Source organism: Pseudomonas sp. H2_D02 (genome assembly GCF_054677635.1).
This window is the reverse complement of record NZ_CP162816.1, coordinates 4,786,993-4,799,823: the sequence shown is the minus strand read 5'-3', so window position 1 is coordinate 4,799,823 and position 12,831 is coordinate 4,786,993. Positions and strand designations below refer to the sequence as shown.

The window sequence follows — 12,831 nt, the reverse complement described above, 5'->3', positions numbered from 1 at the left end:
GCGACCTTCCTCTATCAAGCAACGGAGATGGAGTGGAACCGGGTGATGGAAAACGCATCCAGCGGCGTGGACGAAGCCCCGCTGCAGATGATCTCGGTGAGCGCCTGGCCCACCGCCGGGCCGATCTGGAAGCCCGCGCCGGCAAAGCCGAACGCATGCAACAGGCCGGGTTGGGTGCTGCTGGGGCCGATCACCGGCTGGCGATCGGGCAGGTAGCCTTCGGTGCCGCTCCAGGTACGGATCGCCTGGGCGCCCTCCAGGAACGGGTAGAGTTCGACGGCCTGGCGCAGGATCTCGATGACCGCGTTCTGGCCAGGCCGGGCGCGGGCGTCGTCCAGCGCGAAACCCTGACCGCCGCCCAATACGCAATTGCCCCGGGCGACCTGGCGCGCATAGATGCCACCGCCCTCGACGCCGGTGCTGGCGTCCATCACCACCGGCAGCGGCTCGGTCACCAGCATCGCCGGGTGCCCGGCATGCATCGGCACTGCTTCGCCGAACTGCGCGGCAAACCGGCTCGCCCAGGCGCCGGCGCAGTTCAGCAGCCACGGCGCGCGAAATTCGAGGCCGGTTTCGGTGCGCACGACAAAGCGCTGGCCGTCGTGCGTGACCTGGCTGACCGGGCACTGTTCGTGCACCTGCGCGCCGTGCCTGCGAGCCGCCTGGGCAAATGCCGGCGAGACCAGGCGCGGGTTGGCATGACCGTCGTCCGGGCACAGCGAGGCGCCGACCGCGACGCTGCCGACCCAGGGAAAGCGCCTGCGCAATTCGTCGCGATCCAGCAGCTGCAAATCGAGGCCAAAGCCCCGGCTGCTGGCGGCGTAGTCCTGCAAGGAACGCAAGTCATCGAGGCTGCGGGCCAGCTTCAGATGGCCGCTGCGCTGATACTCGCCGTCGATGCCGATCAATTGCGGCAATTGCCCCCAGATCTCATGCGCCCGTTGCGACAGCGGCAGTTGCGACAACGGACGGCCCTGGCGCCGCACGCCGCCGTAATTCACGCCGCTGGAGTGCGAGCCACAGAAGTCCCGTTCCAGCAGCGCCACACGACGCCCGGCCTTGCTCAGGAACAACGCCGCCGAGGCGCCGACGATGCCGCCACCGATGATCACTGCATCGACCTCGATCATGGCTCGACCTCCAGGCCAAACGGCACCGGCTTGACCGGTGCCTGTGCCCGCAAGCGGCCAATTTCCCCGACGGCGCGGTCGCTTTCATGGGCGATGATTTCTGCTGCCGCGGCACCGCACATCCGCCCTTGACAGCGGCCCATGCCGACCCGGCAATGGGCCTTGACCCGGTTGATTTCCCAATGACCTTCCCGGACGACCCGTCGGATATCGCCGACGCTGACTTCTTCGCAGCGGCAAATCATCAGGTCGTCGGGAGCGACGCCGGCCCAGTCCTCGGGGAAGGCAAAGGCGCGCTCCAGGCCCTGGCGGAAATGGCCGATGCGGACGAGGGACTGTTCCAGCTGGGTGCAACGTTGCGGGTCGACTCGGTAGCCGAGGTCTTCGAGCAGCGCCAGGGCCGCTCGCTCACCCGCCATCTCGGCAGCGTCCGCACCCATGATTCCGGCGCCGTCGCCGGCCAGGTAGACCCCGGCTGAACTGCTGCGCCCGGCACTGTCGCGTTGCGGTAGCCAGGCGCGGTTGAGCGGGCTCCAGGCAAATTCGCAGTCCAGCAGATCGGCCAGTTGGGTTTCGCTGCGCAAGCCATGGGCGAAGGCGACCGCATCGCAATCGAGGGTGTGCTCGATTTTTTTGTTGCGCCATTTCAACGACTGCACCCGGCGCTCGCCCTCAATGCGCGCAAGGCTGGCACCTTGATGCACCGGGATTCCATGAGTCGTCAGCCAGGCGCGGTAATAAAGCCCCTTGGCGAGCGTGGCCGGTTGCGTGAGCAGACCGGGCAGGGCGCGGACCTGCGCGCTCAACGGCGAGCTGTCGAGCACGGCGACGACGTTGGCGCCGGCCTTGGCGTATTGGTAGGCGACCAGATAAAGCAGTGGTCCGCTGCCTGCGAACACCACACGTTCACCTACGGCGCAGCCTTGGAACTTCAGGGCGATCTGCGCCGCGCCCAGGCTGTAGACGCCTGGCAAGGTCCAGCCAGGAACAGGCAGGATCCGGTCGGTGGCCCCTGTTGCGACGATCACGCTGGCGTAATCCAGGCGAGCGGCGCGGCCCTCATGCAAGGTATCCAACTGACCGGCTTCGGCGTTCCAGACCAGCGTGTCGGGACGGTAATCGAGCTGCTTGCGCAATTCATCCAGAGTCTGGTGGATGGCGTTGGCCTTGGCTGCTTCGAAGCCATACAGCGTGTCCGCCGGCCGGGTGAAGTTCGCGGGCTGGCGCCGGTAAATCTGTCCGCCACCGCGCGCGGCTTCGTCCAGCAGGACCGGATAGAGGCCATGGGTGACCAGGGTTTGCGCAGCGCGGATACCAGCGGGGCCGGCGCCGATGATGACGATGGGTTTCATGGCAACCTCACCGGCAGCGGATTTTCGCTGCTGTCGAGGCCGCCTTCGCGAGCAAGCTCGCTCCCACATGGGATCTGTTGCGGATGCCGATTGCGCGTGCGCCACAGTTCCCCTGTGGGAGCGAGCTTGCTCGCGATGGGGCCATACCTGTCAAAGCCATTCATACCTGCCGCCCCGGTTCTCGGATGATCTGCTGGCCAGCTTCGAGCATCGTCGAGCAGGCGCGCACGCGGCGGCCGTCGCCCAGGCGGACCCAGCAATCCTGGCACGCGCCCATCAGGCAAAAGCCGGCACGGGGCTCGGCGCTGAAATCGCTGCCGCGCAAGTGTTCGCTGCAGGTCAGGACGGCGGTGAGCACGGTGTCGCCGAGCAATCCGCTGGCGGGTTCGCCGTCGAGCAGGAAGTCCAGGGCCGGGCGGTCGCTTTCGACCAGTCGTTTCAGCAGAGCCATGGCGCCCTCATTGTTTGCCTACCAGGACCCGATCCAGGCCATAGACCCGGTCGAGCAGAATCATGGTCAGCGCGGTGAGCGCAATGACCAGCGCCGACACCGCCGCCATCATCGGGTCGATGGATTCGGTGGCGTAGACGTACATGCGTACCGGCAGGGTTTGCGTGGCCGGCGAGGTGACAAAAATCGACAGCGTGACTTCATCGAAACTGTTGATGAACGCCAGCAGCCAGCCTCCGGCCACGCCGGGCAAAATCATCGGCAAGGTGATCTGCCGGAACAGGGTGAAACGACCGGCTCCCAAGGATTGCGCGGCTTGCTCGGCGCTGCGGTCCAGGCCGATGGCCGAGGCCAGTACCAGTCGCAGCACATACGGCGTGATCACCAACACATGGGCGAAGATCAGCCAACTGAAGTTGCCGTTCACGCCCATCAGCGCGAACAGCCGCAGCAGCGCGACGCCCAGCACGAGGTGCGGAATGATGATCGGCGACAGGAACAGGCCGTTGAAAAAATCCCGGCCAGGAAACTCCAGCCGAGTGATCGCCAGCGCCGCCGGCACCGCGATCAGCGTCGCCAGCGAGGCCGCGCTGAACGCCAGGATCAGGCTGTTGTAGAACGCATCGACAAAATCCGCGCGCTCGAACACGGCACGGAACCAGCGCAGGGAGAATTCCGTCGTGGGCAGGCTCAAGGTGTTTTCCGGCGTGAAGGCGACCAGGCAGACCACCACCAGCGGCGCCAGCATGAACACCACTACCAAGGCATGGAACAACAGGGCGAAAGGACCGTTCCTGGACATGAAGAATTACCCCAATGACTTCTTGTAGCGGCCTTCGATCATGCGGTTCCACGACAGCATGATCAGCAGGTTGAGCAGCAACAGCGCGACGGCAATGGCAGCACCCATGGGCCAGTTGAGTTCCGACAGGTATTGGTCGTAGATCAGCGTGGCGACCATTTTCAAGCGCCGGCCGCCGAGCAGGCCGGGGATGGCGAACGAACTGGCGGCGAGGCCGAACACGATCAGCGTGCCGGACAGCACGCCCGGCATGATCTGTGGCAGCACCACCTTACGGATCACCGTGATCTGGCTCGCACCCAGGGAAAGGGCGGCCTGTTCGGCGGCCGGGTCGAGTTTTTGCAGCGAGGTCCACACCGGAATGATCATGAACGGCAGCATCACATGCACCAGGGCGATGACGACCGCGAACGGCGTATAGAGCAGCTTCATCGGTGAGCCGCCGAGGGCTTGCAGCGTCTGGTTGACCAGGCCGTCGGCGCCGAGCAGCAGGCTCCAGCCGAACGCTCGCACCACCACCGAAATCAGCAACGGCGTGAGGATCAGGATCAGGAAGATCGAACGCCACGGCGCGCCCATCCGACTCAGGATGTAGGCCTCGGGTACGCCGATCACCACGCACAGCAGCGTGGTCAGGGCGCTGATCCAGAAGGTGCGCAGGAAGATTTCATAGAAGTACGGATCGCCCAGCAGGCTGGTGTAGTGCTCGAAGGTGTAGGCGTCGCCGTTGATGCCCGAGCCGTAGTCGAAGACGTTGAACGACAGCACCAGCGTCAGGCCGAGGGGAATCACCAGCAGACCCAGGTACAAGGCCAGGGCCGGGGCCGACATCCAATAGCCTTGGCGGCCACGCTTCATGGCGTCGATCAGCTTCATGCCGACACCTCATCCACGCTCAACACCCGCAGCAGCGCCGGGTCCCAGTCGAGGCCGACGGCAGTGCCTTCGGCCAGCGGCGCCGAACCGTCGTTGCGCCGTACCACGCTGAGTTCACCCAGGTGGGTGGAGACCCCATACAACCACTGGCTGCCGAGGAAGAAACGGTTGGTGATGGTGCCTTGCAGCCGTCCCGAGCCGGGGGCGCACAGGTCGATTTTTTCCGGGCGCAGGCTCAGGGTCAGTTCGCCTTTACCGGCGCTGCTGGCTTGCACGATTCCGGCGCTGTCACGTTCACCGGGCAGCAGGTTGGCCTTGCCGACGAAGCCGGAAATGAACTCGGTGCGCGGGTGCTCGTAAAGGGTGTAGGGCGCGTCGATCTGGGTGATACGGCCGGCCTGCATGACCACGACCCGATCGCTGATCGACAGCGCCTCGGATTGGTCGTGGGTAACCATCAGCGTGGTGATGCCGACTTCGCGCTGGATGCGACGGATTTCGAACTGCATTTCTTCGCGCAGGTTGGCGTCGAGGTTGGACAACGGCTCGTCGAGCAGCAACACCGGCGGTTCGATTACCAGTGCCCGGGCCAACGCGACGCGCTGGCGTTGGCCGCCTGAAAGCTCTCGTGGGTAACGCTCGGCATGCCGATCCAGGCGCACCAGCTTGAGCACGCGGTCGACCCGGGACTGCAGCTCGACGTTGGGCACTTTGCGCATGCGCAAGCCGAAGGCGATGTTGTCCTTGACGGTCATGTGGGGAAACAGCGCGTAACTCTGGAACACCACGCCCAAGCCGCGGCTGGCGGGCTTGGCGTGGGTGATGTCGCGCCCGTCCAGCAGGATGCGGCCGCTGCTGGCTTCGACGAAGCCGGCGATCATTTGCAACGTCGTGGTCTTGCCGCAACCGGACGGCCCCAGCAGCGAGACGAACTCACCTTTCTCCACTGAGAGGTTGGTGGCGACCACGGCGTCCAGGTCGCCATAACGTTTGCTCAAGTCTTCAAGTTGCACGAAAGCCATGACTGCGCTCCACCTGAGATTGTTATGCGTCGCCGCGAGGCGCGCTTTTTTGTATGGGCAGATACGAAAGATGTCGCGGGGTGCGTTGGCGCTCGACTTCAAGTCGGCTGCCGCTGTTGTTCGAATCGCCCCTGTATGGACGCAGAGTAGGACGAAGAATAGGATGGGCTCAATGGACTATTTCACTGAAGCGATGACTATTTTCAGTTTCATTCGGTGAGTAAATAACTGAGTAAAAAATTTTATGCCTGATTCCATTGAGCGGAATATCGAAAAGAACGAAGTGGGGGTTGGCTCGGTCTCCCGGTTGTTTGCCGTGCTGCGCAGCCTGGGCGAGACCGCTGAAGGGGGCGAGCGCGTCACGCAACTGGCCCAGCGTATCGGCCTGTCCCAGCCCACCACGCACCGCTTGCTGCGCAACCTGATGGACGAAGGCATGGTCGAGCAGGATGCGCGCAGCAAACGCTATCGCCTGAGCCTGGATTTCTTCGCCCTGGCCGCTCGCGCTGGCAACACCGGCAACCTGCGGGAACTGGCCAGGCCGGCGATGTTGCGGTTGTCGGCGTCCCTGGGGGATTCGCTATTCTTGCTGGCCCGTTGCGGCTTCGATGCGATCTGCCTGGACCGCAGTGAAGGTCCGTTTCCGATCCGCACCTTCACCGGTGACATCGGCGGTCGAGTGGCCTTGGGCGTGGGGCAGGGCAGCCTGGCGATCCTCGCGTTCCTGCCGGAGGAAGAGCGCGACACGGTGATTCAATACAACTTGCCGCGACTCAAGGATTTCCATCTCTACGATGAAGTCTTCCTGCGCACGGAAGTGGAGAACGTCCGCGCGCTGGGCTATGCCGGGCGCAACACTGGGGTGTTGCAGGGCATGGCCGGGGTGGCGGTGCCCATACTCGATCGTGAAGGACGGGCCGTGGCTGCCCTGAGCGTGGCGACGATCAGCGACCGGCTCGGGCCGGATCGCCTGCCGACCGTGGTGGAAATGCTCAAGCGCGAAGCGGCGGTGATCGGACCGCGGATCAATCCGTTCGACCCGCTGCTGCGCAGGCCTTCGCAGGTGTTCAGGCAGGGATAAATGAAGTCTTCCGGACTTTTGTCACTCTGTGGGAGATCACTTCCAACTGATCCACCGCTATCGTCGGATCGCCGCCCGGAGCAAGCTCGCTCCCACAGGGGATAATGGTGGTTAGAAATCCAGGGTTTGCTTGAGCTTCTGCGCCGTCGGCGTATCACTGGGGATGACCATCGCATAGTTGTACCCAGGCCCGGACCAGTACTCGGCTTGCAGTTCGCCGTCGCGCCGGCTGCCACGGGGCAGCAGGGAATTCCTTGGACCCGGTGGGCGAATATAGAAGCTGATCTTCTGGCCGCTCGGATCCTGATAGACCACCATCGCCGCCGCGCCTTGTTCAGTGCTGAGCAATCGTCCGCTGACCGGCTTGAAGCCCGCCGCCGAAAGGTCCGGCAAACGGTCGGCCTGGGTGAAGTAACGGTCGAGCCAGCCTTGCATGCTGTGTTCGTCGCCCGTCTGGTAATCGGCCGGGAGCACGCCTTGCTGGGCAATCAGCCGGTACGCCTGCAATGCATCAGCCATGGGCGCTGCAGCGCTGAGCAGGGTTATTTGCCGGGCCTGCCAACCGCCCAATCCACCGACACCGACGGCCAGCATCAAGACCGCTGCGCTGGCGAGATGCCGACGCGAACGATGTTTCATGCGTTGTCGGATGACGGTCGGGTCGAGGCTCGGATTAAGCGGTTGCTGCAAGGTTGCGCTCAGGGTTGCGCGCAAATGCTGCGCATCTTGCTGCCAAGCTCGCACACGCTTGGCGACGGCGGGGTGGCTGGCCAGGTAGGTTTCCACCTGGCGCCGGTCGGCCTCGCTCAGTTGGTGATCGACGTAGGCGTGCAGATCGTTGTCACTGGGGGGCATGCTGATCATTTGAGTATCCGCAGGGCAGGGCGGGCGATTTCGCCTTCGCTGAGTTGACGCAACGCCTGGCGCGCGCGGGACAGGCGCGACATCACGGTTCCGGTCGGCACGTCGAGGATGTCGGCGACTTGCTGGTAGCTCAGGCCTTCCACGGAGACCCACAGCAGCAGCGCGCGCTGTTCGGCAGGCAGTTGATCGAAAGCCTGGAGGGACGATTGGGCAATGACGCTGCGCTCGGCGGACGGGTGTGCATCGTCGCGCCCGGTGAAGAATTCCAACATGCGCGCGTACCGCCGGGAACGGCGATGGGCATCGAGAAATTGCCGGTAAAGGATTGAAAACAGCCAGGCCCGCAGATCGCCTTCCGGGCGTTTGTCGTTCCATTTCGACAAGGCCCGTTCCAGGCAGGCCTGAACCAGGTCATCGGCATTGCTGGGATTGCGCGTCAGCGACACGGCAAAACGTCTAAGCCGCGGGATGAGCAGGCGCAACTGGTCGTCGAGTTCGTTCATGGGGGCATGGCTTCGTGGGTCCGTCGCTGCTTGTGACTGGAAAGACGATCCTGGAACGAGATTATTCCAGCGTAGGAAAAATAAATACGACGCGAGGGAATAAACCCATCGTGCTTTCGTCTGACGGATCCTTTCCACAAATGGCCCTGTGCCTCGGAGTCTCCTATGGTTGACCCTTCTCCTGAACGTCGGCCGCCGCTGAGCGCCGCCAGCCTGACATTGCGCCTGACGGGCATTGCCGTCGTCGTTGCGGCGCTGGCCGGAGCATTTGCCTACGTCAACGGCACCCTCGACCCGCATCGCCTGACGCCCAAGGCGTTGGTCAATGTCCTGGAAACAAACAACGGAGTTCATGCGGGTTTCCGGCGCAATCACTCCAAAGGTGTCTGTGTCGCCGGTTACTTTGAAAGCAGCGGCGAGGCGCGCGCCTATTCCAGCGCGCAGGTGTTCAACGATGCGCGGACTCCGGTGGTCGGGCGTTTTGCGCTGCCCAGCGGCAATCCTTACGCACCGGACGGCAGTGTGCCGATCCGAAGCCTGGCATTGCGGTTCACCCAGGCCAATGGGCAGCAATGGCGCACTGGCATGAACAGCATGCCAGTGTTTCCGGTGGGGACGCCCGAGGCGTTCTACCAGTTGCAACAGGCTCAATCGCCAGATCCGACCACGGGCAAGCCGAACCCTGCAGCGGTGCCGGCATTTTTTGCCGCGCATCCCGAGGCGATGCCGTTCCTGCAATGGATCAAGACGGCCAAGCCATCGGCCAGCTACGCCACCGAAACCTACAACGGGATCAATGCGTTCTATCTGGTCAATCCTGCCGGGCAACGCCAGGCCGTGCGCTGGGGTGTGGTGCCGATGAGCCAGGATGCGGCGGACGCGACACCACCCCAAGGCGCCGATTTTCTTGAACAGGACCTGGGCAAACGCCTGGCGGCCGGTCCCTTGCGCTGGCGGCTGGACATCACCTTGGCCAACCCGGGCGATCCGGTCAACAACGCCAGCAAGGCCTGGCCCAGCGACCGCAAGGTGATCAACGCCGGTACCTTGGTATTGGAGAGCACCCAGGCCCAGGACAACGGCGAATGCCGTGACATCAACTACGACCCGCTGATCCTGCCCAGTGGTATCGAAGGCTCCGATGACCCGCTGCTGGCCGCGCGTTCGGCGGCCTATGCCAGTTCTTATCTGCGGCGTAGCAGTGAAGTCAGCCAATTGCCCGCCACCCAGGAGTCTCGCCAATGAACGCGCCTCGACATTTCGCACCGTTGGCTCGGCTGCTGCATTGGCTGATGGCCTTGATGGTCATCGCCATGCTGTTCATCGGCGCAGGCATGGTTGCCTCAGTGTCCGAGCGTCATGAATGGTTGCTCCAACTGCACAAGCCCTTGGGCATTGCGATCCTGCTGCTGGTGATCGTCCGGCTGGTGGTGCGCTTTACCACGCGAACACCGCCATTGCCGGCCGACCTGCCGGGCTGGCAGGCGTTGGCGGCCAAAGCTTCGCACGTCTTGCTGTACGCCTTGATGCTGGTCTTGCCGCTGTTGGGCTGGAGCATGATTTCGGCGGCGGGCGACCCGGTGATGCTCAGCGAATCGCTTCGCCTGCCTTCCATCCTGCCGGCGGATGCCCAGACCTTCGCACTGCTGCGCAAGGCCCATGGCTACCTGGCCTATCTGCTGTTCCTGACCGTGCTGGTGCATCTGGCGGCGGCGCTGTTCCACGGGTGGGTGCGCCGGGATGAGGTGTTGGACAGTATGTTGCGTGGCAAGCGTTGATCCTGCGACCCGTGGCGAGGGAGCTTGCTCCCGCTCGACTCTGTAGGAGCTGACGAGCGAAGCGAGGCTGCGATCTTTGCGCTGCCCATTGATTCCGGAGCGCAGGATCAAGATCAAAGGATCGTCCGAACGCGGCCCGAGGCTTCGCCAGCTCCTACAGAACCACAGGGGGCGGGTGTTTGAGTGACCTCAGCGCAGCTCGTCGACCATCGCCTCAACGGTGCTCAACACATCCTTGCCCAACTGCATCGAGCGTTTGCCGGACCAGCCGGTGCGTGGGTTCGGGTGGTCGTTGTGGTCCTTGAATGGCATTTCCAGGGTCAGGGACAGGCAGTCGTATTTCTGGCCGACGGCGTTGCAGGCGAGGGTCATGTTGGCCTGGCCTGGTTCGTCACGTGTGTAGCCATAGGTCGTCTGGAAGTCCTTGGTCTGGTGTTTGAGGTGGCTGCGAAAACGCTCTTCGAGATCGGCAATCCGTGGCGTGTATCCCGGATTGCCTTCGCAACCGGCGGTGAAGACGTGGGGGATTTCTTCATCGCCGTGAATGTCGAGGAACAGGTCGACGCCATATTTTTCCATCTGCTGTTGTACGAAAAATACCTCGGGGCTGATTTCCGGGTTGGCATTCTGCCAAGCCCGGTTCAGGTCCTGCCCCATCGCGTTCGTGCGCAGATGCCCGTGGAACGCGCCATCCGGATTCATGTTGGGGACCAGGTACAAATCAGCCTTGGCGAGCAAGCGGTTCAGTTGGGCGTCGTCCTGGTGCTGGAGGCGTTCGATGACCCCCTCCATGAACCATTCGGCCATGTGCTCGCCGGGATGCTGCTGCGCAATGATCCAGATCTTTCGGTGTCCCTCGGCACCGCTGCCCTTGCGCAGCAATGGAATGTCACGGCCTTCGACGCTCTTGCCGGTAGCCAACAGTTCGGTACCGGCCTTGTGCTGCGCTTGCTCGATCAGCCAGTCATGACGGCCCCGGCTGTAGGGTTCGAAATAGGCGAACCAGGCGTGAGGCTGTTCGGCTTCCAGATGAAAGCGCAGGGCATCGCCTTCGAATTGCGTAGGAATACGGAACCAGTTGACGTGGTCGTAGGACGCGACTGCCTGATAGCCGGTCCAGGCCTTGTTATAGGAAGACTGGCTGGCGTTGAGCAGGCGAAAGGAATATTCCTGGCCGACGTGCAAGCCGCTGGCCTTGAAGTGGAACCACTGGAAATGCGCGCTGCGGGTGTCAGGCCGAATCTTCAACAGCGATTGCAAGGGGTTGCTGATGTCTACGACTTCAATGTTGCCACTGTCGAAACTGGCGCTGATATCGAAGGAGGATTTAGCCACGGTCACGGTTCCTGCAGAGGATTTTTGTGCCGTTACTTTACACGCAAGGCGGGGTAAATCGGGACGATTTGCATCGATGACAAGAGGGGGCGCCCTCCCTGGACGCTGAAGCAGAGTAGAGTCTCGCTGGCCGATTCTCAAGTGCTGCCTGTCGCGGGTTTGTCAGCGGGATGGCGCAGGGACTTCTGCAGGCGGATGGGCATTTGCTATCATCGCCAACATTGAGATCAACACCCTCCAAAAGACTTCATTAGCCTGAAGCCATAAGCCGAAAATCGGCAAAAAAAAGACCCGGCAAAAAGCCGGGTCAAAAACCGTGATTAGCCTGATGAGGAGATATGCCAGAAGTCCGACCTAAGGTCTCCTGGCCTATCGACCGATCTCGCGATCAGTTGTTGCAATAATAATCATTATCATTTGCAAGTCAAATGATTTTATCGCATCGGTTGGAAAATTTTTTCCCGTGGCCCGCATTCGTGGCTCCATTCTGCGCGCAACGCTTAGCGAGTGGGGTAGCCGTCAAGGGATCGGTCGAGCATGACCTTGACCAGATCAATCATGTGCACGACAGAAAATGCCAGGTCACGGTTCGAACCGTTCAGTCTATTGGCAGATTCGTGGGCAGTGGCCGCAGCGCAGCGCAGCAGGTCGCAAGCATGGACCAAGGCTTCTTCGCCGCTGATGTTACGGTTCACGTCGAAAAAGCGCTGCTCGGCCTGGGCTGTTGCAACACCTGGTTTCAAGTAGTAATCCAAGGCGCGTTGGGCCGCCGGGCAATCCTGAAACGATGGGAATGCCGGGTCCAGGGAAGTGACGGGTTCGTGTTTGTTGGGCGTGTCCATGTGTCGAGTTACTCCGTGTGAGATGAAATCCTGTGCTCCCAGCTTAGTACGCAGCGTAATTGTGACGACAATTTAAATACTACAATTTGTGTTTTGATGGGCGTGGTCATCCACGTATCGTGCCGCTCATGGATAAATGGATAGAGTTGGTCAAGGCCAAGATGAAGGAGCTGCACATCACGCAAGTGGTGCTTGCAGAGCGTTTGGGGATGTCACAGGGCGGTATCGGCCATTGGCTGACCAAGCGCAGACAGCCCAGTCTTGAAGACATGAACCGGGTGCTGAAGGAACTGGGGCTCGAGTTTCTCGAAGTGGCCATGGTGATCCGCGAGCCGGACACCTCCACGGACGAGGGCATGGCCCTGGCGCAGAAGTACAACCCGTACTTCCGCTACCCGATCAGCGAATGGCACGACATCGGCACTGTTCGTGAAGGCGATCTCGCTGACTACGGACCGTCGCGCTATGAGTTGACGGACTACCACGCCCAGGGAGATGCGTTCTGGCTGGTGGTGGTGGGGGATGCGATGACCGCACCGAGCGGGCTCAGTATTCCGGAGGGAATGTCGATCCTGGTTGACCCGGCGATCGAGGCGGTGCCCGGTAAGCTGGTGATCGCCCAGTTGCCTGGCAGCAGCGATGCGACCTTTCGCAAACTGATTGAAGAGAGCGGCCAGCATTACCTGGTTCCGCTCAATCCTACTTACCCGAAAAGCTTGTACACCGAGCAATGCCGAATCATCGGCGTGGTCGTGCAGGCAACCATCAGGTTCTGAAACGGATCGGCCCGGACAA

Annotated in this window: 14 protein-coding genes; 4 read left to right on the top strand and 10 right to left on the bottom strand. The window is 62.3% G+C overall.

All coding sequences use genetic code 11. The features are described from left to right. Positions 1 to 14: 14 nt before the first annotated feature. From AB4N42_RS21860 to AB4N42_RS21835, 6 genes are all read right to left on the bottom strand, one after another. The gene (locus tag AB4N42_RS21860) at positions 15 to 1,130 is read right to left on the bottom strand and encodes an NAD(P)/FAD-dependent oxidoreductase (protein WP_460115329.1); all 1,116 of its coding nucleotides are present in this window, start codon (positions 1,128 to 1,130) and stop codon (positions 15 to 17) included. After that, entirely contained in the window at positions 1,127 to 2,482 is a 1,356-nt protein-coding gene (locus AB4N42_RS21855; protein ID WP_460115328.1) for an FAD/NAD(P)-dependent oxidoreductase, read from the bottom strand. The genes AB4N42_RS21860 and AB4N42_RS21855 overlap by 4 nt, the downstream gene beginning before the upstream one ends. A 160-nt stretch (positions 2,483 to 2,642) precedes the next feature. Continuing rightward, positions 2,643 to 2,933, bottom strand: coding sequence for a (2Fe-2S)-binding protein (locus AB4N42_RS21850; protein ID WP_323155078.1), 291 nt, complete (start codon positions 2,931 to 2,933; stop codon positions 2,643 to 2,645). Between the two features lie 7 nt (positions 2,934 to 2,940). After that, positions 2,941 to 3,735 (bottom strand): ABC transporter permease, encoded by a 795-nt coding sequence (locus AB4N42_RS21845; protein ID WP_030140057.1) that lies wholly within the window; start codon positions 3,733 to 3,735, stop codon positions 2,941 to 2,943. Positions 3,736 to 3,741: 6 nt separating this feature from the next. Then, positions 3,742 to 4,611 (bottom strand): ABC transporter permease, encoded by an 870-nt coding sequence (locus AB4N42_RS21840; RefSeq protein WP_030140058.1) that lies wholly within the window; start codon positions 4,609 to 4,611, stop codon positions 3,742 to 3,744. After that, complete coding sequence (locus tag AB4N42_RS21835; RefSeq protein WP_460115327.1) at positions 4,608 to 5,633, bottom strand: ABC transporter ATP-binding protein; 1,026 nt, start codon at positions 5,631 to 5,633, stop codon at positions 4,608 to 4,610. Before AB4N42_RS21835 ends, AB4N42_RS21840 begins: the two co-directional genes overlap by 4 nt. A gap of 244 nt (positions 5,634 to 5,877) precedes the next feature. Here AB4N42_RS21835 and AB4N42_RS21830 point away from each other — a divergent pair, with 244 nt between their 5' ends. Continuing rightward, the gene (locus AB4N42_RS21830) at positions 5,878 to 6,714 is read left to right on the top strand and encodes an IclR family transcriptional regulator (protein WP_198798262.1); all 837 of its coding nucleotides are present in this window, start codon (positions 5,878 to 5,880) and stop codon (positions 6,712 to 6,714) included. 111 nt (positions 6,715 to 6,825) lie between these two features. Here the strand turns inward: AB4N42_RS21830 and AB4N42_RS21825 are convergent, their stop codons facing one another. Then, positions 6,826 to 7,578: an anti-sigma factor family protein gene (locus AB4N42_RS21825; protein ID WP_460115325.1), complete on the bottom strand. Its 753-nt coding sequence runs from the start codon at positions 7,576 to 7,578 to the stop codon at positions 6,826 to 6,828. After that, positions 7,575 to 8,081 (bottom strand): sigma-70 family RNA polymerase sigma factor, encoded by a 507-nt coding sequence (locus AB4N42_RS21820; RefSeq protein WP_030140063.1) that lies wholly within the window; start codon positions 8,079 to 8,081, stop codon positions 7,575 to 7,577. Before AB4N42_RS21820 ends, AB4N42_RS21825 begins: the two co-directional genes overlap by 4 nt. 165 nt (positions 8,082 to 8,246) lie before the next feature. Between AB4N42_RS21820 and AB4N42_RS21815 the strand changes: the two genes are divergently transcribed. Both AB4N42_RS21815 and AB4N42_RS21810 read left to right on the top strand, forming a co-directional pair. Next, positions 8,247 to 9,326, top strand: a complete 1,080-nt coding sequence (locus tag AB4N42_RS21815; RefSeq protein WP_407684336.1) for a catalase family peroxidase — start codon at positions 8,247 to 8,249, stop codon at positions 9,324 to 9,326. Next, the gene (locus AB4N42_RS21810) at positions 9,323 to 9,859 is read left to right on the top strand and encodes a cytochrome b (protein WP_030140065.1); all 537 of its coding nucleotides are present in this window, start codon (positions 9,323 to 9,325) and stop codon (positions 9,857 to 9,859) included. Before AB4N42_RS21815 ends, AB4N42_RS21810 begins: the two co-directional genes overlap by 4 nt. Positions 9,860 to 10,048: 189 nt before the next feature. Here AB4N42_RS21810 and AB4N42_RS21805 read toward each other — a convergent pair whose 3' ends face one another. Further along, positions 10,049 to 11,200 (bottom strand): M14 family metallopeptidase, encoded by a 1,152-nt coding sequence (locus AB4N42_RS21805; RefSeq protein WP_460115324.1) that lies wholly within the window; start codon positions 11,198 to 11,200, stop codon positions 10,049 to 10,051. Positions 11,201 to 11,694: 494 nt separating this feature from the next. Beyond that, positions 11,695 to 12,036, bottom strand: a complete 342-nt coding sequence (locus AB4N42_RS21800; protein WP_030140067.1) for a DUF6124 family protein — start codon at positions 12,034 to 12,036, stop codon at positions 11,695 to 11,697. Positions 12,037 to 12,164: 128 nt separating this feature from the next. On the opposite strand from AB4N42_RS21800, the gene AB4N42_RS21795 reads away from it, so the two are divergent. Further along, a complete protein-coding gene (locus tag AB4N42_RS21795) occupies positions 12,165 to 12,812 on the top strand; it encodes a LexA family protein (RefSeq protein WP_460115323.1) in 648 nt (215 codons plus the stop codon). The last annotated feature ends 19 nt before the right edge of the window (positions 12,813 to 12,831 follow it).